The organism is Priestia filamentosa, assembly GCF_900177535.1.
GTDB classification, from domain to species: Bacteria; Bacillota; Bacilli; order Bacillales; family Bacillaceae_H; genus Bacillus_I; species Bacillus_I filamentosa.
In genome coordinates, this window is record NZ_FXAJ01000001.1 from 1,121,206 (window position 1) to 1,145,683 (window position 24,478).

Annotated in this window: 25 protein-coding genes; 22 read left to right on the forward strand and 3 right to left on the reverse strand. The window is 36.8% G+C overall.

Annotated elements, in window-relative coordinates; all coding sequences use genetic code 11:
* Positions 1-42 precede the first annotated feature (42 nt).
* From B9N79_RS05785 to B9N79_RS05850, 15 genes are all read left to right on the forward strand, one after another.
* A complete protein-coding gene (locus tag B9N79_RS05785; RefSeq protein ID WP_040056434.1) occupies positions 43-606 on the forward strand; it encodes a superoxide dismutase family protein in 564 nt (187 codons plus the stop codon).
* A gap of 188 nt (positions 607-794) precedes the next feature.
* The gene (locus tag B9N79_RS05790; RefSeq protein WP_085117950.1) at positions 795-1,547 is read left to right on the forward strand and encodes a DeoR/GlpR family DNA-binding transcription regulator; all 753 of its coding nucleotides are present in this window, start codon (positions 795-797) and stop codon (positions 1,545-1,547) included.
* Positions 1,544-2,461, forward strand: coding sequence for a 1-phosphofructokinase (pfkB, locus tag B9N79_RS05795; RefSeq protein ID WP_040056432.1), 918 nt, complete (start codon positions 1,544-1,546; stop codon positions 2,459-2,461). The genes B9N79_RS05790 and pfkB overlap by 4 nt, the downstream gene beginning before the upstream one ends.
* A gap of 12 nt (positions 2,462-2,473) precedes the next feature.
* Positions 2,474-4,339, forward strand: a complete 1,866-nt coding sequence (locus tag B9N79_RS05800) for a PTS fructose transporter subunit IIABC (RefSeq protein ID WP_085117952.1) — start codon at positions 2,474-2,476, stop codon at positions 4,337-4,339.
* A gap of 212 nt (positions 4,340-4,551) precedes the next feature.
* Positions 4,552-5,808 carry a dicarboxylate/amino acid:cation symporter gene (locus B9N79_RS05805; RefSeq protein WP_019392232.1) on the forward strand — a complete coding sequence of 419 codons (1,257 nt, stop codon included), beginning with the start codon at positions 4,552-4,554 and terminating at the stop codon, positions 5,806-5,808.
* Between the two features lie 172 nt (positions 5,809-5,980).
* Positions 5,981-7,528, forward strand: a complete 1,548-nt coding sequence (gene pruA / locus B9N79_RS05810) for an L-glutamate gamma-semialdehyde dehydrogenase (RefSeq protein WP_040056430.1) — start codon at positions 5,981-5,983, stop codon at positions 7,526-7,528.
* A gap of 216 nt (positions 7,529-7,744) precedes the next feature.
* Entirely contained in the window at positions 7,745-7,885 is a 141-nt protein-coding gene (locus tag B9N79_RS26005) for a hypothetical protein (protein ID WP_167555104.1), read from the forward strand.
* 88 nt (positions 7,886-7,973) lie between these two features.
* Entirely contained in the window at positions 7,974-8,924 is a 951-nt protein-coding gene (locus B9N79_RS05815; RefSeq protein ID WP_019392235.1) for a S8 family peptidase, read from the forward strand.
* Between the two features lie 439 nt (positions 8,925-9,363).
* Entirely contained in the window at positions 9,364-9,684 is a 321-nt protein-coding gene (locus B9N79_RS05820) for a rhodanese-like domain-containing protein (RefSeq protein ID WP_100217220.1), read from the forward strand.
* Between the two features lie 170 nt (positions 9,685-9,854).
* The gene (locus tag B9N79_RS05825) at positions 9,855-11,060 is read left to right on the forward strand and encodes a polysaccharide deacetylase family protein (RefSeq protein ID WP_085117954.1); all 1,206 of its coding nucleotides are present in this window, start codon (positions 9,855-9,857) and stop codon (positions 11,058-11,060) included.
* 151 nt (positions 11,061-11,211) lie between these two features.
* Positions 11,212-12,486: a hypothetical protein gene (locus B9N79_RS05830; RefSeq protein WP_046217676.1), complete on the forward strand. Its 1,275-nt coding sequence runs from the start codon at positions 11,212-11,214 to the stop codon at positions 12,484-12,486.
* Positions 12,487-12,502: 16 nt separating this feature from the next.
* Positions 12,503-13,195 (forward strand): response regulator transcription factor, encoded by a 693-nt coding sequence (locus tag B9N79_RS05835; RefSeq protein ID WP_019392240.1) that lies wholly within the window; start codon positions 12,503-12,505, stop codon positions 13,193-13,195.
* The gene (locus B9N79_RS05840) at positions 13,192-14,562 is read left to right on the forward strand and encodes a sensor histidine kinase (RefSeq protein WP_026009541.1); all 1,371 of its coding nucleotides are present in this window, start codon (positions 13,192-13,194) and stop codon (positions 14,560-14,562) included. Before B9N79_RS05835 ends, B9N79_RS05840 begins: the two co-directional genes overlap by 4 nt.
* A gap of 120 nt (positions 14,563-14,682) precedes the next feature.
* The gene (locus tag B9N79_RS05845) at positions 14,683-15,210 is read left to right on the forward strand and encodes a GNAT family N-acetyltransferase (RefSeq protein ID WP_231573078.1); all 528 of its coding nucleotides are present in this window, start codon (positions 14,683-14,685) and stop codon (positions 15,208-15,210) included.
* Between the two features lie 59 nt (positions 15,211-15,269).
* Positions 15,270-16,385: an NADH-dependent flavin oxidoreductase gene (locus B9N79_RS05850; RefSeq protein ID WP_048896837.1), complete on the forward strand. Its 1,116-nt coding sequence runs from the start codon at positions 15,270-15,272 to the stop codon at positions 16,383-16,385.
* 29 nt (positions 16,386-16,414) lie between these two features.
* Here B9N79_RS05850 and brnQ read toward each other — a convergent pair whose 3' ends face one another.
* Entirely contained in the window at positions 16,415-17,731 is a 1,317-nt protein-coding gene (gene brnQ, locus B9N79_RS05855; RefSeq protein ID WP_040056425.1) for a branched-chain amino acid transport system II carrier protein, read from the reverse strand.
* Between the two features lie 431 nt (positions 17,732-18,162).
* Between brnQ and B9N79_RS05860 the strand changes: the two genes are divergently transcribed.
* Genes B9N79_RS05860 through B9N79_RS05880 form a run of 5 tightly spaced genes read left to right on the forward strand, consistent with a single transcriptional unit; the run spans position 18,163 to position 21,300 of the window.
* Positions 18,163-18,789, forward strand: coding sequence for a Yip1 family protein (locus tag B9N79_RS05860; protein WP_046217675.1), 627 nt, complete (start codon positions 18,163-18,165; stop codon positions 18,787-18,789).
* A 29-nt stretch (positions 18,790-18,818) separates the two neighbouring features.
* Positions 18,819-19,304: a hypothetical protein gene (locus B9N79_RS05865; RefSeq protein ID WP_046217674.1), complete on the forward strand. Its 486-nt coding sequence runs from the start codon at positions 18,819-18,821 to the stop codon at positions 19,302-19,304.
* Positions 19,291-19,608, forward strand: a complete 318-nt coding sequence (locus B9N79_RS05870; protein WP_019392248.1) for a hypothetical protein — start codon at positions 19,291-19,293, stop codon at positions 19,606-19,608. Before B9N79_RS05865 ends, B9N79_RS05870 begins: the two co-directional genes overlap by 14 nt.
* A 2-nt stretch (positions 19,609-19,610) precedes the next feature.
* Positions 19,611-20,864 (forward strand): glutathionylspermidine synthase family protein, encoded by a 1,254-nt coding sequence (locus B9N79_RS05875; protein WP_046217673.1) that lies wholly within the window; start codon positions 19,611-19,613, stop codon positions 20,862-20,864.
* Positions 20,865-20,883: 19 nt separating this feature from the next.
* The gene (locus B9N79_RS05880; RefSeq protein WP_019392250.1) at positions 20,884-21,300 is read left to right on the forward strand and encodes a DUF350 domain-containing protein; all 417 of its coding nucleotides are present in this window, start codon (positions 20,884-20,886) and stop codon (positions 21,298-21,300) included.
* A gap of 218 nt (positions 21,301-21,518) precedes the next feature.
* Here the strand turns inward: B9N79_RS05880 and B9N79_RS05890 are convergent, their stop codons facing one another.
* Positions 21,519-21,767 (reverse strand): hypothetical protein, encoded by a 249-nt coding sequence (locus B9N79_RS05890; protein ID WP_019392252.1) that lies wholly within the window; start codon positions 21,765-21,767, stop codon positions 21,519-21,521.
* A 125-nt stretch (positions 21,768-21,892) separates the two neighbouring features.
* On the opposite strand from B9N79_RS05890, the gene B9N79_RS05895 reads away from it, so the two are divergent.
* Positions 21,893-22,933, forward strand: coding sequence for an oxidoreductase (locus B9N79_RS05895; RefSeq protein WP_040056423.1), 1,041 nt, complete (start codon positions 21,893-21,895; stop codon positions 22,931-22,933).
* A gap of 36 nt (positions 22,934-22,969) precedes the next feature.
* Here the strand turns inward: B9N79_RS05895 and B9N79_RS05900 are convergent, their stop codons facing one another.
* Positions 22,970-23,197: a hypothetical protein gene (locus B9N79_RS05900; protein WP_019392254.1), complete on the reverse strand. Its 228-nt coding sequence runs from the start codon at positions 23,195-23,197 to the stop codon at positions 22,970-22,972.
* Between the two features lie 130 nt (positions 23,198-23,327).
* On the opposite strand from B9N79_RS05900, the gene B9N79_RS05905 reads away from it, so the two are divergent.
* Complete coding sequence (locus tag B9N79_RS05905; RefSeq protein ID WP_046217672.1) at positions 23,328-24,329, forward strand: NADP-dependent oxidoreductase; 1,002 nt, start codon at positions 23,328-23,330, stop codon at positions 24,327-24,329.
* Positions 24,330-24,478 lie beyond the last annotated feature (149 nt).

Genomic DNA, 24,478 nt, shown 5'->3' on the forward strand with positions numbered 1-24,478 from the left:
TTGATGCAAACTGAACGTGACAACAGAAAAAGGAGTTTTTCCATGAATAAAAGCATTCACATTTTTTTGTTGAGTATCCTTTTCTTAACTGGGTGCAGTGGAGCAAATACAGAAACACAGCATCACAATTCTATAGAAGTAAGTGAAAAAGCCCAAGATATGTATAAAACAAAACTGAAAGATATTGATGGGAATACAATTGGAACAGCCACGTTAACAGAAGGTAAAAACGGGGTTACTATTCACTTGAAAGCGGAGAACTTACCATCAGGTGTACATGGATTTCATATTCATGAAAAAGGGGAATGTAAAGGAGCTGGATTTGAATCTGCTGGAGGTCATTTTAATCCCTATAATAAAGAACACGGGTTAGACAATCCGAAGGGCCCGCATGCAGGGGATTTGCCGAATATTGAAGTTGACCAGAACGGCAAGGTAGATGTAAAAGTTGTAGCTCCTCTTGTTACATTAGAAGAAGGAAAAGAGAACTCTCTGTTTGATGAAGATGGCAGTGCTCTTATGATTCACGAGAAAGCAGATGATAATAAAACAAACCCTGCTGGAGATGCAGGAAGTAGAATTGCATGTGGAGTTATTCAAAAATAAAGGATAGGGTGCAGTGTGCTGCACTCTTTTTCTTTTGTAAAAAGGTAGAGCAATCCACTGTGGAAGATTATGAACGTTTATCTGAATAATTTTGACGGTTTTTGATAGAAAATGATTGATTTTGAAAGATGTTCATGTTAAATTAAGTTAAGCAAAAGATGAAAGCGTTTGAAAGAGGCGATGTCTTCATGCTAACTCAAGAGCGACATGAGTTAATTTTAAATCTCTTAGAAGAAAAAGATACAATTAAAATTAGTGAACTGATTCATATAACAGGAGCTTCTGAGTCTACAATAAGACGGGATCTCAGTCAGCTTGAAGAAGAAAACGTACTCAAACGCATACACGGAGGGGCAACCCTTTCTCGTAAAAAAGCGTTTGAGATGAGCGTTGCTGAAAAATCAGCTCGAAACATTGAAGAAAAACGAAAGATCGCTCACTATGCGGCAAGCCTAATTGAATCTGGCGACTGTATTTTCTTAGATGCAGGAACAACCACATATGAAATGATTCCGTTTTTAACTGATAAAGATATCACAGTAGTGACGAACGGATTACCCCATGTAGCTCACTTAGTACAAAATGAAATTGTTCTTTTTGTTATCGGAGGAGCTGTGAAACATAAAACAGGGGCCCTAATCGGAGTTAATGCGCTTGAAAGTCTAAAACAATACAGGTTTGATAAAGCATTTATTGGAGCGAACGGTGTTGATGCTGTTTATGGATATACAACACCAGATACAGAAGAAGCAATGGTTAAACGATGCGCTATAAATCTTGCAAAAGAAAGCTTTATCTTGGCAGATGAGACAAAAATTTCAGAAGTGAGTTTTGCTAAAATTGCGGATTTAAACCAAGCCGTTGTCATTACAAATGAACTAGAAGATGAACAAAAAGCTCTATTAAAAGAAAAAACAGATATAAAGGTTGTGACAACATGATTTATACGTGTACATTAAATCCTTCCGTTGACTATGTTGTTCATGTGAAGGAATTTGACTTAGGTGGATTAAATCGAACTTCATTTGATACAAAACATCCAGGGGGAAAAGGAATTAACGTTTCGCGTGTCTTGCATCGCCTTGGATTAGAAAGTACAGCACTTGGCTATACAGGTGGATTCACAGGTCAGTACATTAAAGATATCCTTGAACAAGAAGGTACAAAAACGGCATTTGTGGAAGTTAATGAAGATACACGCATTAATATTAAGCTTAAGGCAGATGAAGAAACAGAAATTAATGGACAAGGTCCAACGCTAACTGAAGAGAATCTACAGGAATTGTATCAACAGTTCTCTTCATTAGAAGAAGGAGACTTTGTTGTTTTAGCAGGAAGCATTCCAAGTTCTGCACCGAAAGATATTTACGTGACGCTAACAAAGCTAGCTCGTGAAAAGGGCGCGCGCGTTGTTGTAGATACAAGCGGAAAAGACTTATTAGATATCGTAAAAGAAGGACCATTTTTCATTAAACCAAATCATCATGAACTTGGTGAACTCTTTGATGTTAGCATTCAAACAGCTGAAGAAGCTGTACCATATGCAAGAAAATTAATGGACATGGGAGCTGAGAACGTTATCGTTTCAATGGCTGAACAAGGTTCTTTACTTGTTACAAAAGATAATGTCTACAGAGCCAATGTTCCAAAAGGTGAACTAAAAAATTCAGTTGGTGCAGGCGATTCTCTTGTAGCGGGTTTCTTAGCTAGTTATGTGAAAGACGGAGATTTTGCAAAAGCATTACAAGTTGGAGCAGCTACAGGAAGTGCAACAGCATTTTCAATTGAACTTTGTACGAAAGACCATATGGAATCGTTACTACCGCAGATTCATGTTACAGGTATGGATGAGTAAGGGGGAAACAAAATGAAGATTACAGATTTACTAAAAAAAGATACGATTATTTTATCGCTTCAGAGTACGGAAAAAGCTAATGTAATTGATGAACTAGTTGGCAAACTTGATGAAGCAGGTCGTTTATCAAGCCGAGAAGGGTTCAAAGAGGCAATTTTAGCTCGTGAAGCACAAAGTACAACAGGAATTGGCGAAGGCATTGCTATTCCACATGCAAAAACAAGTTCCGTTGATACGCCTGCAATTGCTTTTGGTGTATCAAAGCAAGGTGTAGATTATGAGTCACTTGATGGTCAAAATGCACATTTATTTTTCATGATTGCGGCAACAGAAGGAGCTAATAATGCTCACCTTGAGACATTATCAAGACTTTCTTCTTTTCTAATGGATGCAAATTTCCGTGAAACGCTTCTTCATGCATCTTCAGAAGACGAAGTGATCGCAGCAATTGATGCAAAAGAAAGAGAAGAAGAAGGAGAAGAAGAAGTTGAACAACCTTCAGAAGGATTAATTTTAGCTGTTACAGCCTGTCCAACAGGAATTGCTCATACGTACATGGCAGCTGATAGCTTAAAAGCAAAAGCTAAAGAATTAAATATGAATGTTAAAGTTGAAACAAACGGCTCAACAGGTGTTAAAAATGCACTTACTGCTGAAGATATTGAAAATGCAGCAGGAATTATCGTTGCAGCTGATAAGCAAGTTGAAATGGAACGTTTTAAAGGCAAGAAAATTATCCAAGTCCCCGTAGCTCGTGCCATTCGTGAACCACAGATGCTTTTAGAAAAAGCATCTAGAGGTGAAGGAAGTACGTATCAAGGAAACGGTGGCAGTGATAAAAGTGAAGAATCGGGTTCAACTGAAAAGAAAGGAAATGCTTTCTATAAGCATTTAATGAACGGAATTTCAAATATGCTTCCGTTTGTTGTAGGTGGCGGACTTCTTATTGCTATTTCTTTCTTGTTTGGTATTGATCAAGATGGCGGAATTAACAACCCATTCGCGAAAGTTTTAAATCAAATTGGGGCTGAAAACGCATTCCAACTATTAGTTCCTGTTTTAGCAGGTTATATTGCAATGAGTATTGCAGATCGTCCTGGTCTAGCTCCAGGTATGGTTGGTGGATACTTAGCTTTTACAGCAAACGCTGGATTTTTAGGTGGACTTATTGCAGGTTTCTTAGCGGGTTATGTTGTATTAGGAATTAAACGTGCTTTAAAAGCTTTACCACAGTCATTAGAAGGATTAAAACCTGTTCTTCTTTATCCGTTTTTAGGAATGTTAATTACGGGTCTTATCATGGTCTACGTAATCAACGGTCCTGTTGAAGCAATTAATACAGGTCTTCAAAACTGGTTAGGTGGTTTTGGTACAGGAAGCTTAGTTTTCCTTGGTATTCTGTTAGGTGGAATGATGGCAATCGACATGGGTGGCCCAATCAACAAAGCAGCATTTGCCTTTGGTATCGCAATGATTGATGCTGGAAACTATGCTCCACATGCAGCTGTTATGGCTGGTGGAATGGTACCACCACTTGGTTTGGCACTTGCAACAACAATTTTCCGTAAAAAGTTTACACAACAAGAACGTAATACAGGAAAAACTTGTTACGTTATGGGCTTAACGTTCATTACAGAGGGAGCAATCCCGTTTGCAGCAGCAGATCCACTTCGCGTTATTCCAGCTGCAGTTGTGGGTGCGGCAACTGCTGGTGCTTTAACAATGGCGTTTCATATTAAGCTTCTTGCGCCACACGGTGGAATTATCGTCTTCCCATTTGTGCAAGGAAGCGCGCTTCTATATCTATTAGCAGTTGTAATCGGAGCGATTGTAACAGCGTTACTTGTAGGGATATTAAAGAAAACAAAGAGTGAATAAACTAGAAGTCGTTCTTCTTTAGGAAGAACGGCTTTTTTTGTTAGAAAATGGTGTTTGATGACTATTTTTGTATGTTTCTGTTTGTTCTATGTGATATAGTAAAAACAGCACGTAATATGATAGAATGTGCGGAAAGTGAGGAAGGATAATTAGCTAAATTTTTCTGAATATTAAAAAATTAAATTGTTTTAAAAATGAAGGAGGGAATAGAAATGAAATCTAACTTAACAGTAAAAATTATTGTAGCTTTAGTTTTGGGGGCGATTGTGGGAATTTCCTTACATATAATCTCTCCAGCTGCCTTTGATGGAGTCAACAAGTATTTGTTTGTGCCATTAGGCCAGATTTTCCTAAAACTTATTCAAATGTTAGTTGTTCCAATTGTTCTTTTTTCAATTATTTTAGGAGTAGCTGGGCTTGGTGACCCTAAAAAGATTGGTATTATTGGAACAAAGACAATCTCCTTTTTTCTTATTACAACAGCTTTAGCTATTACAATAGGAATTACTCTTGCGTCTATCATTCAGCCTGGTAAATTAATGGACGTTGATGCTTCCTCAAGTCCAGGATTTGAGGCTGAAAAAACACCAGGATTTGTAGAGACTCTTTTAAACATTATTCCATCAAATCCTATTGCTGCTATGAGTAGTGGCGAAATGTTGCAAATTATCTTTTTTGCTGTATTTATTGGAGTAGGGCTTGCAGTACTAGGAGGGAAAACAGCAGGTATTTTAAAAGTAGTAGAGCAAGGAAACGAACTTATGATGTACTTAGTAAACGTTGTAATGAAGTTTGCTCCATATGGTACATTTGGTTTAATCGCGACAGCTTCAGGCTCACAAGGATGGGAAGCAATCAGATCAATGGGTCTTTACATGAGTGTTGTATTAATTGCTTTAGCTCTTCATTTTTTCGTTGTTTATGGAGGGGCAGTCGCACTTTTAGGAAAGTACAATCCGTTTACATTTTTTAAAAAGTTCTTCCCAGCGGCAACAGTCGCATTTAGTTTATCAAGCAGTAATGCAGTATTGCCACTTAGTATGAAAACAGCACAAAACGAACTGAAAGTTCCAAAAGCAATCAGTGGTTTTGTCCAACCGCTTGGTGCAACAATTAATATGGATGGAACAGCTATTATGCAAGGAGTTGCAACCGTTTTTATTGCCCAAGTTTACGATGTGAATCTAACATTGTCACAGCTTGTTATGGTTGTATTAACAGCTGTACTTGCAAGCATTGGAACAGCAGGAGTTCCTGGTGTAGGTTTAATTATGTTAGCAATGGTATTAGAATCTGTTGGTTTACCTGTAGCAGGAATTGGATTAATTATCGGAGTAGACCGTCTTCTTGATATGGTGAGAACTGCCGTTAATATTACAGGAGATGCAGCATGTGCGATGTATATCACAAAGTCTGAGGAACAAAAAGGACGTTTACATTTAGATGAGTCACTTGATATAAAAAATTAATCTTAACAAAAAGACTTCCTAATTATAACGGGAAGTCTTTTTTTACAGGAAATGGATTCGAGACAAACAAGCATTTTTTTGTTAGAAAAATATATGTTTAATTATAGGCTAGGAGGTTATATGAGTTTATAAGGATGAAAGGAATTCAATAAATAGCAAAGGGGTAGATAAGATGATTAAGGAATATTCGCATGAGCCATTTACTGATTTTTCAATTGAGAAAAATTATCAAGAGATGGAACAAGCTCTTGAACATATAAAAAGTTATTTAGGTAAAAAACATAGCTTATTAATTGATGGAAAAAACGTTGAAACAGATGAAGAGATTACTTCTATTAACCCTGCTAACAAAGAGGAAGTAGTAGGTTATGTTTCAAAAGCGAGTAAAGAGCACGCAGAGGACGCGATGAAGGCTGCTCACTATGCTTTTGAAAGCTGGCGTTTGTGGGAAGCAGAAGCGCGAGCAGAGCTTTTATTTAGAGCAGCAGCTATTACACGTCGGCGAAAAAAGGAATTAACAGCTCTCCTTATTAAAGAGGGAGGAAAACCGTGGAAGGAAGCAGATGCAGATATTGCAGAAGGCATTGACTTTATGGAGTATTATGGCCGAGAAATGATTCGCTTAAAAGACGGAGCTCCCGTAAAAAGCAGAGATGGAGAGAAAAATAAATATATTTATACAAGTATGGGTGTAACAGTAGTTATACCTCCGTGGAATTTTGCTTTTGCAATCATGGTTGGTACAACAGTTGCTCCTATTGTGACAGGAAATACGGTTGTTCTAAAACCAGCTTCAAACACTCCTGTTATCGCGCGGGCTTTTATTGACATTCTGCAAGAAGCAGGGATACCGAAAGGCGTTGTCAACTTTTGCCCTGGAAGCGGTAGTGAAGTAGGCGATTATTTAGTGGACCATCCGTTAACACATCTTATTAGTTTTACAGGCTCTCGTGAAGTTGGAACGAGAATTTATAATAGAGCTTCACAAGTAAGAGAAGGACAAAAATGGTTGAAGCGATCCATTATTGAAATGGGAGGAAAAGATACAGTTGTCGTAGATAAAAGTGCAGATCTAGAGGCAGCAGCAGAAGAAATTTTTATTTCGGCTTTTGGTTTTGCAGGACAAAAATGTTCTGCTGGTTCCAGAGCGGTTATCCATGAGGATGTATACGATAGCGTAGTTGAACGAGTAGTAAAAATTGCGGAAACTAAAAAAGTAGGAGACCCTGTAGATGGAAGAACATATATGGGACCTGTTATTGACCAAAGTTCATTTGATAAAATTACAGATTATATTGAAATTGGAAAAGAAGAAGGACGTCTTGTATATGGAGGGAAAAGCGATGATTCAAAAGGCTTTTTCATTGATCCAACAATCTTTGCAGACGTTGATCCAAAAGCACGGATTATGCAGGAAGAGATATTTGGTCCTGTTTTATCCTTTTCAAAAGGAAAAGACTTTAAAGAGCTTATTGAGATAGCAAATAATACAGAGTATGGATTAACGGGAGCCGTTTTTTCAAATAACCGCGAACATTTGGAGTATGCAAAAGGTCACTTTCATGTTGGAAATCTATATTTCAACCGAAATTGCACAGGAGCGATTGTTGGATATCATCCATTTGGTGGCTTTAACATGTCTGGTACAGATTCTAAAGCAGGAGGTCCAGATTATCTTCCACTACACATGCTCCCTAAAACAATTAGTGAAATGCTCTAAGAGATGAATAAATAGAAGCGAATGTAATCTTAGCATTCGCTTCTATTTATTGAAAAATTACACTTGTTTGAATTATCAGTATATGTTAAAATTTTAATAAGACGCACATTTTATTCCTATCATAATGTTCAATTCTTTATAGAACAAAGCGCCCCGAGCAGTCATTAATCATATAGCTGTTTGAGGGTGCTTTTTTATAAGAAGGGAGGAGATATTGTGCTAGCGTGGTTAGAGCAGTTTCTGCAGCTGTTCGCACTAGTCGCTACGACTTTTACCACGATAACAATCGGCGTAAAAAATATGAAAAGTATGAAAAATATTAAAAAGAAACCAAAACGAAAGAGGCGATTTTTGTAGAGCATCTTTAGAGAAGTTAAGGAAATAAGAGTGTGCGTCCCATCTCATTGTAAAGTATAAAAAATCATTTGGAAAAGGGGAGAAAAAGATGGCTAAAGTCGGCTTAATTCCTTTTAAAGTGCAGGAAGTTCGTGAATCATCAAATGAGGTACCACCAGGGGTTCGCCTTATTGATGCACCGCTTGTATGGCAGCAAGGATATAGAGGAGATGAAGTTATTGTTGCTGTTCTTGATACAGGATGCGAAGTAGATCATCCTGACTTAAAAGACCAAATTGTTGATGTTTATAACTTTACAGAAGATGATACAAAAGAGAATGTAAAAGACTATAACGGCCACGGCACGCATGTTGCAGGGACGATTGCTGCTATGGAAAACGATATGGGCGTTGTAGGTGTAGCACCAAAAGCAGGGTTGCTTGTTCTTAAAGTTCTCGATAAACAAGGGATGGGGCAAACAGACTGGATTATAAAGGCTATTAAATATGCAGTAGAGTGGAGAGGAAAACAGGGAGAAAAAGTAAGTATTATTTCAATGTCTCTAGGTGGACCACAAGATGATCCAGCTCTTCACAAAGCTGTTCAAGAAGCTGTTGCAGCAAACATTTTAGTTGTTTGTGCAGCTGGAAATGAAGGCGATGGAAACGATCAAACAGATGAGTACGCGTATCCAGGGGCATATGAGGAAGTGGTTCAAGTCGGATCTGTGAATTTACGCGGTCAGCTTTCTGAATTTAGCAATACAAATGACAAAATTGATCTAGTAGCTCCAGGAGAAGAAATTTTGTCAACATATCTAAAAGGGAAATTCGCCGTATTGAGTGGAACATCAATGGCTACTCCGCACGTTGCAGGAGCAGCAGCGCTTTTAGCAAACAAATGGAAACAAGATTACGGTAAAGATATCAAAGAGCCTGAGCTTTATGAACGTCTTATTTCTCACACTGTTTCACTTGGAAATGACCGGAGCGGAGAAGGACATGGTCTTTTGAAGATGCATAAGACGCTCGAAGAAGTTGCTTCAACAAAAGAAGAGTAAAAAAAGCCTAAACTTTTGTTTAGGCTTTTTTTATGGTTTTTAACGTAGAACTAGACTCCTATTTTCCTGTCTTTTACCGCTATAAAAAAAGGGACTCTTTCATCCATTTTTGTCATACTTCTTTATTATAGGCTACTTTGAGGAAAGTTTTTCGAAGGGGAAAATAAATAATTTCTTTATCTATACTCTGCCACTTACGTTTGTCAACTTTCTAGACATTCTCGCTATCTTAAAAGTACCATCTTTCTTATCAAGATAATAACGTTTTCCTTCCTTATTTTTGAGGTACATTATAACCCCTTGTTTTTTAAAAGCTAGTGTATATTTTAGAAAATTTATATAATTTTGTTTAATTCAGTTTTTATTTTTGATTTTTGCTTTTTCGTGTAGTAGGATTAAGTTTGTAAAATAAGGGTAAGTAGGTGGCATTGTGCTTCTAATGAGTGTTATAGGTCTTATAGGTTGTTTAGTTTTTTTTCTTGTTTATCAGCGCTACATCCCTGTTGTGGGCGTCAAAAAGGTAACTTCATGTCAGGAAGTTGAGAGTGCTATCTTAATTGACGTTCGCGATTTTCATGAAGTTAAAACAAAGCCGTGTGAAGATGCACTGCATATTCCATTGCCGTATTTGAAAAGGCAATACGGTGATATTCCGAAGAATGAAGTTGTTATTATCGTATCTGATGCTGTCTTGAAAAATTTAACCGTTAGACAGCTAAGTCGTAAAGGCGTTAGAGTAAAAGGATACTGGTGTTTATAAACAATTTGTACTAAGGAATGATATAAAAAAGACTTGTCTATTGGCAAGTCTTTTTTATAATATGCCAGTGTGGTAAACTTGTAACTCTTTTGTTACCATTTGTCGAAGTAACCAATTTATACTAGAGTAATAGACTAATTTTCGACAATATTTGGGGGTTATTTGTAATAATGAAACAAAAAGAAGGTAACAAAAAAGGATGGAGCAATAGCGTTAAGAAGATTGCAATTGGTGCAGCTGTTGTACTCATAAGCCTTGGCGGAGTTGCGGCAGTGGAGAAGGCTCAAAGCAGTACTGATAAGAGCTCAATGGAGAAAAGCGTAGACTCACAGGAAGAGAAAATGAAAACGGAAGCAATCCAGCAGGAAGAAAAGAAAGATCAAGCTTCTATACATAAGAACGAAGAGCAAGAAGAGCCGAATCAATCATCACAAGAGAAAGCGAATCAAGCTGAAAACTCGGTAGAGCCGAATCAATCTATAGAAGAAGCAGCTAAACAACAAAATAAAAGTATACCTGACATGAAGGCGGAAGAAGAAGAAAAAGTAAAAGAAAAAGAAATAGAGGAAGAAAAAGCACAAGAGACAAAAGAGCAGAAAGAAACAAAACCAACAGTTGATGAGGAAGAAAAAACAGACAAAGAAAATAAAGAAGAGAAGAAACAAGATAATGTGTCTTCTTCATCTGAAAATAAACAAGAACAAGAATCAGCTCAGCAGAGTCAAAATCAAACGACCCCTTCTACACCTGCATTGCCAACAGCTCCCTCGAACGAAGAGAATCGAGAAGAGAAAGTCGTTTATCTAACATTTGACGATGGGCCTAGTACACATACCCAAGAAATTCTACAAATCCTTGATGCTCATAATGCTAAAGGAACGTTTTTTATGCTTGGACCTAATATGAAACGTTTCCCTGAAGCAACGAAAGCAATTGTAGAAGGAGGCCATGAGCCTGCTTTACATGGAGTAAGTCATGATGCTCATCAAATCTATCAATCTAAAGATACGGTTGTTGAGGAGATGAAAGAAGCACAGAATGATCTTTATCATTTAACAGGCGTGCGCACAAACCTTATTCGTACTCCTTATGGAAGCGTTCCGTATATGAAGCCGGAATATTTAGAAGCTGTGCACCAAAATGGATTTGAACTGTGGGATTGGAATATTGATAGTCTAGATTGGAAATATAAAGATGCTCGTTATGTGAACGGAGTTATTCAGGATATTGAAACGAAATCTTTTAAGGAACCAGTAATTCTCCTCCATGACAAACAAACAACGGCTCAACATTTGAATGACCTATTAGACTACTTAAGTGCTCATGGCTATAAAATGAAGCCACTTGACGATACGCTACCAGTTGTTCATTTTTAAAAGATGGTGTTATTGTGAAGGCTTTTCCTTTTTAGGACAAGCCTTTTGTTTTTTGTGGAAGATGAATTAGATTTTAAAATTTGTTATGATAGCAAAGGCAACTTATGAAAGTAATATGAGAATTTACATTGCAGATTAGAGGAGTTATATGATGAAAAGCGTTTTGCTGCTTTTAGTTCTTCTATTAACAGTTTTATTAGGTGGATGTGGTCTAAATTTGGAACCACCAAGCTCGTTAATGAAAAGCCCAAAAGTGGAAAAAAACGAGCAAGCATTAAAAGAACAAATAAAGAAAGATTCTTTATATCGGACACGGCCCTTTTTACTTACTCCAAAACATTCCGAGGAGAAACGCTCTATTTATATCGAAGATTTTGATGGAGACGGGGAGAAAAATGAAGCAGTTTTCTTCTACAAGAATGAAAAAAAACCTTTTGAAATCAAGATGGTTTTCTATCAAAAGAAGGAGCAGTGGAAAAAGGTTGTAACCAAAACAATTCAAAATTATGGGGAGATTACAGATCTGTCTCCTATTCAAGTAAAAGGACAGAAAGCAATGCTTTTAGCTGCTGGATTTGGATATGAGGGTATAAGCGAGAAAAAAATGCACATCTATAGATTTTCTGATTCAAAAATAGAGGATGTTTTTCAAACCTCTTATACGCGCACTATTGCAGCAGATCTCGATGGAGATGGGAGCAGTGAAATTATAACGCTTAGCCTCCAGAAGGGGAAAGAGTTTACAGCTCGCCTTTTTAAAGCAGACAATGGGGATTTTATAGAGCAGTCCTCTCTTAAACTTGATTCATCTATTAATGGCATTGAGCAAATGAAAGCTGGTTATTATACAAAAGGGAAAAAAGGGGTTTTCATTGATGTTGGAGTTGGGGCCCATTCTGCTTCAACATATGTTCTTGGATATGAGGAAGGCAAGCTTATTATGAAGCTTGATGCAAAGAATGAAGATGTCATCAAGTCTATGATTGTTTATAGCGAGGATGTTAATGAAAATGGAATCATTGAAATAGGGAAGACAGTTGTGCCAAAAGGATGGGAAGAAGAGCCTTTTGTATCACTACCGTGGTTTGTATATTACTATGAATTAAAAGAAGATGGCTCGTTAAAAGAAGTTGCGGAACATTATCCAAACTATGAACAGGGGTACGAGCTTACATTTCCAAAAGAGTGGTTCGGCCTTGTTACAATCGCTCGTTCTACAAATGAACACAAGCTTACGATTGAGCGAGTTAAAGACGGTAAAAATCTTTTCACTCTCTATCGTTTTACAAATAAAGAGTGGGAAAGCCAAAGCAAGAGCTATATTGAAATTGAAAATACATTAAAGCATGTCTATGCAATGAAAGCAGAAGAAGAAAGAAAGTATGGTTCTCTCTTTCATCTTTTATCAGAAAATATTAGAGACTAAGTAAGGTGACAAAGCTATGGGGAAAATTTTAGTATTAGAAGACGAGAGTGCAATTCGCAGTTTTATTGTTTTAAATTTAAAAAAAGCGGGTTATGAAGTTACGGAAGCTCATACTGGAGAACAAGCGCTAGAACTTATGGAAAGCTCTTCTTTTGATATTGCTTTATTAGACGTGATGTTACCCGGAATTGATGGGTTTTCCGTATGCGAGCGAATTCGTCAAAAAAATGAGCTTGTGGGAATTATTATGCTTACAGCTCGAACGCAGGACGAAGATAAAGTAGAAGGATTAACAATTGGAGCAGACGATTATATTACAAAACCGTTTAGTCCAAGCGAGCTAACGGCGAGAATTCACTCTCTTTTGCGAAGACTTGGTCGCATTCAAAAACGAGATCAAGACATTGTAAAGTCAGGGCCGTTTGAACTTTACCTTGTTAATGAGATGTTGAAAAAAAGAGGAGAAGAAATTGATTTAACGCCAACGGAATTTTGTTTGATGCAGGAATTTATGAGCGCCCCAAAGGAATTATTTTCACGTCATGAGCTGTTGGATCGCGTATGGGGAGAGGAGTACATAGGAGATCCTAAAGTGGTTGATGTTAATATTAGAAGATTGAGACGAAAAATTGAAGATAATCCTTCACGTCCTACTTATATTGAAACAGTTTGGGGAAGAGGATATTACTGGAAAGGCGAGGGAGAATGAGGCGGCGAATTCTTCTCTATTTCATGTCGGTTATTCTTCTCATTGTAATCCTTTTTCAAGCTATCTTTACTTTTGCTATTTATCATTATTATTATGGAAACATTGAAGAAACAATCCGTCAGCATGCTCAAACAAGCCGTTCTTTTTTTGATCAGTATCATCCTCTCTATACATTCGACTTAAAAGAGTATAGCAGTGAAATTATTCATTCATTTCAGATGCCTGGTACAAACCTTCTTCTTTTGAACAGCAGAGGAGAAGTTGTTCAGTCTTCATCTGGATTGGCAGTAGAGAAGAAAGTTAACATTCCGACTTTTTTAAAAGAAGGGGGCACTTTAAAAGATATTGTCTATTCTCCACTAGGCGAGAAAGTCATGACCTTTTATCAACCGCTCTTTCATCAAGATCAAGTGATTGGCTATCTTTGTTACGAAACTTCGTTAACAGATATTGATAAAATAATTTTACGTTTTACAGTCATAACGCTTGTTCTTAATTTAATTATTGCATCCGCAGCTTTTATCTTAAGCTGGAGGTTATCAAATTCTTTTTTAAAACCTATTCAGCATATCATTTCTATTTCCTCGAAAATGGCAAAAGGTCAATTCCAAAACCGTATCGAGACAAAAAGTCCGGACGAACTTGGCCATCTTGCCCTAACTTTAAATTATATGGCAGATGAAATTCAAGAAAATGAGCGTTTGAAGAATGAGTTTATATCTTCGATTTCTCATGAGTTAAGAACCCCGCTTACAGGAATTAAAGGATGGGCTGAAACGTTGAAAGATCCCGACTATCTTTCTAAGGAAGAAATTGCGCAAGGTATGGGAATTATCTCTTCTGAAACGGACCGGCTCATTCATCTTGTAGAAGATTTGTTAGACTTTTCACGGTTGCAAGCTAATCGAATTACGCTCTTGAAACATACGTTTGACCTTAATGAGCTTTTAGAGGAAATTGTGTTTCACTGGAAGATAAAAGCACAGGAAAAACAAATCTCACTAACTTATAGCGGTGATTGTGCTGTATTTTGGGGAGACGAAAATCGATTAAAGCAAGTGTTCTTAAATATTATTGATAATGCAGTGAAGTATACGGGAACAAAGGGAGAGGTAAAAGTTTCCCTGCAAAGATTTAAAAAAGCGGTAAGTGTGAAAATTTGTGATAATGGACAAGGCATTCCCGAAGAACATATCCCACATATCTCAAAAACTTTTTATCAAGCAGATATGAAGCATAACGGTGCTGGGATTGGTTTGGCTATCGCCTACAATATTGTGGCTCTTCACGGTGGGAAAATTGATGTGAATAGCGAAGAAGGAATTGGAACAGAAGTAGTTGTTATTCTACCCTTTTTAGAAGCTTAAAAGCTCTCTTTATGTGAGAGCTTTTTTGTATGAAAAAATTTGTCGTGCAAAAAAGTTTGAACGAGGCTTTTCTTTTAAGGTATCTTATAGAAAAGGCGAGAGGTGAGCGCAGTGGTGTATATGAGAGAAATTACAAAAAAAGATTTAAAGAAAATCGTCAACTGGGCTTCTAGTGAAGAAGAGCTAATGACATGGGCAGGCTCTAGTTTTTCTTATCCTTTAAAAATAGAAGAATTAAAAGCGTACATAAAGGGAGCAAATGGGGTAGGAAGTGATCGATATATTTTTGTCCTTGTTCAAGAGAATGACGTTGTAGGACACATTAGCCTTGCTCACATTGATTATCAAAACCGTTCAGGACGAATTGGAAGGGTTGTTGTTGAAGAAAATAGCCGTGGAAAAGGTTATGGAACATTGATGATGAAGCATATGCTACAGATTGGGTTCGAAGAGCTGAACTTAAATCGTATCAGTCTTGGAGTATATGATTTCAATGTATCAGCCTATAAAACATATGAAAAACTTGGCTTTGTTCAAGAAGGAATTCTACGCGAGAAGCTCAAAACAACAAACGGATATTGGAACAGTATTGAAATGAGTATGTTAAGTAAAGAATGGAAGCAACACAACGGTTTAATAAAAAAGTAAAAAGGGAAAGATAACGAGAAGTAATGGTACCTTAAACTGTTGGTTGGAGGAATGAAAAGATGAATTCTAATTATGAGCATATCCTAGAGCCGTTTACGTTTAAAAGCGGTGTAGAATTAAAAAATAGAGTAATGCTTGCCCCAATGACGAACTATGCTTCTGATGATGAAACAGGAGAAGTGACAGAAGAAGAACTTGCTTATTACAGTAAGCGAACTGGAGGGGTGGGAGCTATTATTACAGCTTGCGCTTACGTAACGAGAGACGGGAAAGGCTTTAAAGGAGAAATCGGATCCCACCAAGATAATCTTGTACCAAGCTTACAAAAGTTAGCAAATACGATTCAACATCGAGGCACAAAAGCTATTTTGCAAATTTTTCATGGGGGACGCATGTGCCCACCGGAGCTACTAGAAGATGGAATTCCTATTAGTGCAAGTGCTGTTGCTCCTGAACGTGAAGGAAGTGTGACGCCAAGAGAAATGACAGAGGCGGACATTGAACGTGTTATTGAAGGATTTAAGGAATCTGCCAAACGTGCACTTGAAGCAGGGTTTGATGGCGTAGAAATTCACGGAGCTAATACGTATTTACTTCAGCAATTTTTCTCTCCTCATTCCAATCGCCGAAAGGATAAGTGGGGGGGCGATGTTTACAATCGAATGAACTTTATTAAAGAAGTCATTAAAGAGGTAAGATCGGTTGTAGAAAATCGTCCTTTTGTGATTGGTTACCGTTTCTCACCTGAAGAAATTGAAAGCCCAGGCATTACAATGGAGGATACGTTTAAGCTTATAGATTTTTTAAAAGAACAAAATTTAGACTATCTGCATATTTCGGTTCAAGATTTTTGGGGAGGTTCAATTCGTGACAAAGAGGATAAAGCTTCTCGGGTTTTACTAGCGAAAGAGCGCATTGGTGATAAGGTGCCGCTTATTGGAGTTGGGTCTTTACATACACCAGCAGATGTTGCCAAAGCTTTAGAAGAAGTGCCGCTCGTTGCGCTTGGCAGAGAGTTGATCATGGAGCCTCAGTGGATTCAAAAAGTAGAAAAAGGTGAAGAACAAACTATTCGGACAACACTCAGTAAGAAGAGTCAGAAAGAGCTCGTTATCCCTGATGATTTATGGAATGCAATTATGAATACGCCAGGATGGTTTCCTGTTGAAGAGTAGAAAAGGCCTTCATATGAAGGCCTTTTTTATTAAGAAGATAGCCTTTTCTCTTCTTCTGATGAAAGAGAAGAAGAGAAAAGAAATCCAACTGCTATGCCTAAAAGAGCGGGAACGACCCATCCAACTCCAGCTTCATAGAGTGGGAACAAAGAGAGTACTGCATCAAGTTTCTTGTTTAAAAATACAGTGTTGATTGTTTCAAAAAAGCTAAAGAGACCAGAGAAAATAACTGCATATCGATATACAGATGTTCGATAGCGAAGCGTACGATCAAAAAGACCAAGTACAATTAAAACAACAGCCATTGGGTAAATAAAACCAAGCAAAGGCGAAGAAAAAGCCAATATTTGATTCAACCCTAAGTTTGCAATAGCTAAACTGACGATAGTGAGTAAAGTTGCCCACCCTTTGTATGATAAAAAGGTAAAAAGGGTAGAAAAATATTGACTGCATGAAATAATAAGTCCGATAGAAACGCACAAACAAGCTAAAGTAAATAAAACACCTAAAAGAAGCGTGCCAAATTCTCCAAAAAGGGTAGACATTACGATTGTTAAGACGTCAGTTCCGTTATTAGCTGTTCCAATTGAAGAACTTGAAGCACCTAAGTAGGCTAGTATAGCGTAAATAGAAGCAAGAAGTGTCCCTGCCCCAAGTCCAGCTATCATCATATATTTTGAAACTTTCTTTGGTTCTTGGACTCCCTTTGCTAAAATCGCGTTTGCTACAAAAATTCCAAACACAAGCGCAGCTAAAGCGTCCATTGTTTGGTAGCCGTCTAAAAATCCTTTGAAAAACGTATTTCTTTGATAAACTTCTTCTGCTTGTTGAAAATTGCCAAGCGGCGTAATAAGACTTTTTACAAAAATCATTAAAATAAGACTTAATAAAATAGGGGTCAACAGTTTTCCAAAGCGGTCAACAAGCTTTGATGGTGAAAGGCTCAGCCATAGAACAAGTGCAAAAAAGATTATTGTATAGATTCCGAGAAGAAGGGATGAAGAAGGAAGAAAAGGCTTCATTCCCATTTCATATGCAATAGTCCCTGCACGAGGAATAGCAAGGCCTGGACCAATTGAAACGTAAATAACAAGTGGGAAGAAGAAAGCAAAGCTTTTGTGGACACGAGACCCTAACGTTTGAATGCTTCCTGTATTAGCAATTGTCATTACTCCTAAAATAGGAAGTCCTACGGCTGTAATAATAAAACCAATTAATGCAATTACCATCTCTTCACCAGAAGCTCTTCCTAAAAAAGCAGGAAAGATGAGATTACCAGCTCCAAAAAACATAGAAAAAAGCATAAAGCTTAGTAGAAGAAGCTCTTTGTTGTTTAAATTTTTCATAATGTAAGTCCTCTCTTTTTTCATGTATGTAGTATAACAGCGCATAAGAGGACAATCTACAGCGGTTTAAAAGTAGTAAAATTCAAAAAACTTAGCTCCCTTACTCTATGAAATGCCTCTATATAAACATTAATTATTTTCGCTTATTTAATGTTGTAAGTAAGGCTAAAAAAAGCACAACAAAAACAATACCGCTCCACATTAGTGTATCAATTAAAAAATCCATCTTTTATTCACCTCACCCACTCATTATATCAAAAGAAGAGAAAGTCAGAAAAATGTAGAAAATAGACGTGTAAAAAGAACTAGTAAAGAAGAAAACGTGCCTCTTTTTGAAGGAATTCTGAAGCATTTTTAAAGGATTGCGATATTCTTTTAAAAATTTTGTTATACTTTATGAGGGAAAAAAGCAAAAATATGGAGGTACAATAATGTTAAGAATGTCAACAAGAGATCAACATCCTTTTTTAGGAATGTTAAAAAGTCCAAAGCAAACGTTAACATCACTTTTTTATGATGCTCGGTTTCTCTGGGCCTTCCTCATTTTATGGTTAGGTGGAATAAGCGGAATCACCATTATTAGTCGATTGCAAAACGTGGGAGATGATACAAGTCTTTTAACTATTTTACTTTCCGTTATTATCGGTGGATTTGTAATGGGGATTTTGGGATGGTTTTTATTTAGTATTTTATATATGTTTTTTGGTTCCTTATTTGGAGGCAGAAGTGATTTTAGTCATATTCAAATCGCAACAGCTTATAGTCTAACACCGCTTGCTACTAATACTATTTTGACCCTTATTCCGCTTCTTTTTTTACAGGAGCATTTTTTTCAAGTTCAAAGTAATACATTATCAACGTTTGCTTCAATTACTTTGCTTGTTTTTTCTATTATTGAAGTGATTGCTCTTTTATGGTCTTTTATTTTAACAGTAGGGTCAGTTAGTGAAGCACATCGTTTATCTTTTGGAAAAAGTTTTCTCACGGTATTTTTCAGCTGGATCATTGTTTTAGTCATTTTATTCGGTATGCTTCTCACATTTAATACATTGTCATAATTAAAGTGAAAGGCAAGGGGGAATGAAGCATGTATCATGGAAATCCAGTATTAGAGTATCGACTTTTAAAAGGGAAGGAAATTGAAGCTCTTTATTTCTATGAGAATATTGAAATTGAGCAAATTATTGCAAGACGAGAGTGTGAATTTTTTGTAAAACAGGGGATAACGTATAAACAAACATCTTCAGCTTTAGAAGGAAGCCTTTTTATCATTTATGTTGAAGAATATGAAAAAGGCGAGATACTAAATGTTGATCAAGCATCCAGTTACTCTCTTAAACTTGAAATAAGAGAATATGCTCCAGCTCAAGATCATCCCATTTTAAAGGTTGAATATTTTCAGAATCATTTGGATGTTTTTTGCGTAATCGGAAGTGTTTATACATATATTGAAGATGTAGAGTGGGAGCGTGACTCAGCTGAAATTGACGAAGACCGGCGTACATATTCTTTATATGTTACAAAAGTGACAGATAATCTAAGTCAAAAGGGAGTTTATCATGAAAAAAACTAAAAAGATGATGACAGGTGTAGTTGCTTCACTTTTTACATTTTCAATGACAGCTTGTTCTTCTTCTGATTCACGACCAAAGGAACCTGATACAGATGAGTGTAAAGACTGGGATTGGGACGAAGAAACACAAACATACTATTGTGACGATTCTTCTTCACACAGAAGCGGCTATTTTTATTATGGTGGAAGGTGGTTTTCGAATAAATCAGCTTTGCAGCAAAGCAGCAGCTATAAGTCGTATAAGAACAGTTCAAAATTTAAATCTGGCATTGGTAGCGGCACGAAAGGCAGCTTTGGTGGCTAAGTATGGAAGATATCTCACGTAAAAGGAAGGAATTTTTTAGCCATATTCCTGAGTTTTGGCCTGACCTATATAACGAAGAGTATGCTCTTTATGATGTGAAGGAAGAGAAAAAAGAAACAATCGATGAAATTCGGATAGCAACAGAGCGAATTGGACATTTGTTTTTTAAAACAGTTCCCCTTCTTCAAAATTTAGAAGATGATGTACTGCTTCAGCTTGGTTTCCCAGCCAGTACTCTCTTCTTTCTGAAATCTTCTTCACCTTTAAACGTACCAAGTGTGATTGCTCGGGCAGATCTAATTGTGAAAGAGGGCAAAATTAAACTACTTGAACTAAATGCAGACACCCCAACATTTATTAAAGAAACTTTTTTTGTGAATGGAAAAGTTTGTGAGCATTTTGGGGTCCAGAATCCAAATGAAGGATGTGAAGGAGAGCTAAAAGAAGCAATTGAAGAGGCCGTAAGTCAAAGCTTTAGATGCTTACATAAGAGCGGTCCTCCAAATATTGTGTTTACTTCACATGAAGATGATATGGAAGATTTCTATACAACAAAATATCTTCTTGATCTTAGCTCCCTTCCAGCTCACTATGTTTCTCTTCAGAACCTCAAAATTGTGATAGAGGATGAAAAAGAGATAACTAGAGGAATTTATGACTCTTTTTACCAAAAAATAGATGTTTTGTATAGACAAACATATCCTCTAGAACATCTTATTTTAGATAAAGACGACTCTGATGAGGCTGTTGGAGAAGCTTTGATGAGGCTTGTTAACGAGAACAAACTTTCTATTATTAATCCCTCAGCGGCATTTTTACTTCAGTCAAAAGCTGTGCAAGCACTTATTTGGGGGCTTCATGAAACAAATCATTCTTTTTTTACGAAAGAAGAGCATACTTGGATTTCTACTTACTTTCTACCAACGTATTTAGATTCTGCACCGTTTCAAGAACAAGAGAAAGCTTTTGTACAAAAACCTGCATTTGGACGTGAGGGAGATACAGTAGAAATTTACAGTGAAAAAGGAGAAAACAAAAGTCAAAACCCTTATCACACGTATGATGAGTATTTAAGTGTTTATCAGCAGTATGAAAGTCTACCAGTATCTAATATTCAAACAATTCATGGAGTAAAAGAGGCGCGCATTATGTACGGGTGTTTTTTAGTGAGCGGAAAAGCGAGCGCAATCGGAATTCGAGCAGGTGGAGAGATTACAGATAACGGAGCTTATTTTTTGCCTGTAGCACAAAATTAGACTAGGGGGAACGTGCAAAATGAAAACGTATTTAACAGCGGAAGGATTTATTAATTTCTTATCCTATACAGGAACAGGGCTTCTTCTTCTTCTTTTAGGTGTACTTGTTTTTGAATTAACAACAAAGTTTTCAGATCGTGAATTAATAAGACAGGGAAATATTGCTGTTGCGCTTAAACTATGGGGGAAAGGTATAGGGCTTGCGATTGTATTGTATACAGTTTGGGGACACAGCTTGAGCTTGTTTGATGCATTTATTTGGGGAGTTATCGGTATTCTAACGCAAGTTATATCCTACTGGATTATTGAGTATATTCTAACTCCAAAAACTAATCTTGCTCAGAAAGTAGAAGAAGGAAATGTAGCAATTGGAGTAAGTTTATTTGGTGCTTCTATTGCCGTTGGACTTATTGTAGCTGGAAGCTTAACTTACTAATAGTCATACAACCCCTTTATAGAGAATAGAGTAAGAAAAAAGGAGCATTCTGAATGAGTCTATTTAACTTCGCTTTTTTAGGAGATGTTTTGTTACTAGCAGGAGGCATTTTCATTTTCCTATCTATTCTGTTCTCTTTTATAAGAGGGAAAAAAGAAAAAAGAGAAAAAAGAAGATCAACGTAAAAAGGGCAAACGTACTCGTTTGCCCTTTTTAATTTAATCTTCATTTGTTTTTCCTTCTCCCCATTTTCCTCCCTTTTCCATCCAACGTTTATAAGCTTCAAAGAAGCGATTTTCAACTCTGAGAGGGAGCCATAATAAAGTGAGGGAAAGCAAAAAGTAAGCAAAGAGAGAAAAAATCATTCCCCCTTCTTCTGTTAAAAGCGTGGTTGCAAGAGAACCAACAAGTAAGCTAAAGGACATGATGAAAAAAAGAACAAGAATATATCTTTTGTAAATGGACATTTTTCTTCCTCCTTATTTGTAATAAGTATAGTATGTGTAAAATGATGGATTTTATATGAAAGTTTGGGTATTTTATCACTGGGGAACAGAAAAAAAGAGGAATTTAATATAATGGAGTGGTTTTAGTGAGAAAGGTTAACGTAGGATTAGTTGGTTTTGGATTTTCTGGAGCAACATTTCATGCCCCCATTTTCAAAGATTTAGAGGAATTTAATGTAAAAAAAGTAATGTCCACAAAACCTGATAAAGTAGGCGAAATCTTTTCAGAAGTAGAAGTTGTCAAAGAACTTGAAAACATTACGGAAGATCCTGAGATTGATGTTGTTGTAATAACAACTCCAAATGATCTTCACTATGAGATGGCAGCACAAGCGATTCAAGGAAGGAAGCATACAATTGTTGAGAAGCCATTTGTTGTATCACAAGAGCAAGCTCGTCATTTAATTGAGCTTTCAGAAGAGTACAGCGTTCTTTTAAGTGTTTACCAAAACAGGCGATGGGATAATGACTTTTTAACTGTGCAGTCATTGCTAAACGAACAGAAATTAGGAGAAGTTTACTTTTATGAAGCAACAATGAATCGTTTTAGTCCTTATGTAGAGCAAGAGTGGCGTAATAACAGTAGACATGGAGGAGGGGTGCTGTACGACTTAGGCTCGCATTTAATTGATCAAGCTCTTATATTATTTGGTATGCCTAATTTTGTTTATGGAGACGTTCTCCAGCAGCGCAAAAAAGCACAAGTAGATGATTATTTTCATCTGATTTTAGGCTATAAAAAGCTCCGCGTTATTTTACATGCGGGCTCCATTGTTAAAAAATCTGGCCCGACTTTCGAAATACACGGAGACAAAGGAAGCTTTACTAAATACGGGCAAGATAATCAATGGGAGTTTCTTCAATCCTTAACGAATATAAATGATCCAAGTTATGGGGAAGATGATATTGAGCAATATGGTAAATTAACTCTGACAGAGGGAAATCAAGATGTAACACATATTATCCCAACTAAAAAAGGGAGCTATGTTTCATACTACAAAAAAATATATGATGCTATTGTTCACAATGAGGAAGTGCCAGTACCAGCAAGTGAGGCGCTAAGAACAATTGAAATCATTGAAGCAGCACAGAGAAGTGCTAGGGAGAAGAAGGCTATATACTTATAAGATAAGCGACGTGCAAGTGAAATTGCCGTCGCTTATTTATTTGAGTTCAAAATGAGTCATAAACCAAAAGTCATGTTTAGGATTTCTTTCACCAGCAATAATATGCTGCTCTCCTTCTTCATCAAGCGTTATCCACTGCCCATCTTCTGTTGGGTAAATAGGATAAAAGTATCCTTCTTTAAAAAGAAGTTCATTGGGATACGCTTCAATGAAATCAGCTCCGACTTTTTTGGTGATGGACACTTTGCACTGTACAAGTTCCAAAAACATTCCTCCTTTTTCATATACTTATAGTATAGTATTTTTAATTTATTAATACAAAAACTGAGCTTTTTCCTTGTTAGAAAAAAGAAAGAAAGGGTACGATATAAAAAAAGAGAAGAGGAGAGAGACTATGAAAAATGAAAAGATTATGTTAGCAGAAAGACCAAAAGGATTACCAACTAAAGATACGTTTCGTTTCGAAAACGAAGATATAAAAGAGCCTAGTGAAGGAGAAATTCTTCTTAAAACGCTATATATATCTGTTGATCCTTACATGAGATCAAGGATGAACGATAAGGAGAGCTATGTTCCACCTTTCAAGCTTGATGAACCATTAAATGGTGGTATTATTGCAAGAGTAGAAAAATCAAAAAATGATGCGTTCCAAGAAGGGGACGTTGTAACAGGAAGACTTCCATGGCAGCGCTACACAACAACTAATGGGGACGGTCTTCAAAAAATTGATGAAAGCATCGCTCCGTTAACAGCTTATCTTGGTGTACTTGGTTTAACAGGTTTAACAGCATACTTTGGACTTCTTCATATTGGTGAGCCAAAGGAAAATGAAACTGTTGTTGTATCAGGAGCGGCAGGCGCTGTTGGAATGGTCGTTGGTCAAATCGCGAAGCTGAAAGGAGCACGTGTTGTCGGAATTGCAGGTTCAAAGCAAAAAATAGACTATCTCAAAGAAGAGCTAAACTTTGACTACGTTATTAACTATAAAGAAGAGAATGTCTTAGCTTCCTTGAAAGAAGCATGCCCAAACGGTGTTGATGTTTATTTTGATAATGTAGGTGGCTCAATTTCGGATGATGTTCTATCGCTCATTAACAAATTTGCCCGTATTCCAATTTGTGGTCAAATTTCTCAGTATAATAAAGAAGAAGCAGAACATGTTCCTCGTCTTCAGCCTCTCCTTTTAACAAAAAGCGCTCTTATGAAAGGATTTATTGTAGGCGACTATGCAGATGGATTTAAGGAAGCTGTTAAAGAGCTTGGTAAATGGGTTAGAGACGGGAAAGTAAAATACGAGGAGAATATTGTAGAAGGATTTGAAAATGTGCCCCATGCATTTTTAGGACTTTTTTCAGGAGTTAATTTAGGAAAACAGCTTGTAAAAGTAGCTGAATAACATTAAAACCTTGCATGAATTGTGCAAGGTTTTTCACTTTCTATCATTTTTAAGTAGGCAAGTATACAAATTATATAATTAAGGACAAAGGCCCTCTCACTTTAATAGTTTTCTCATAGATTAATAGAGACTTGCGAGGTAAAGAGGGG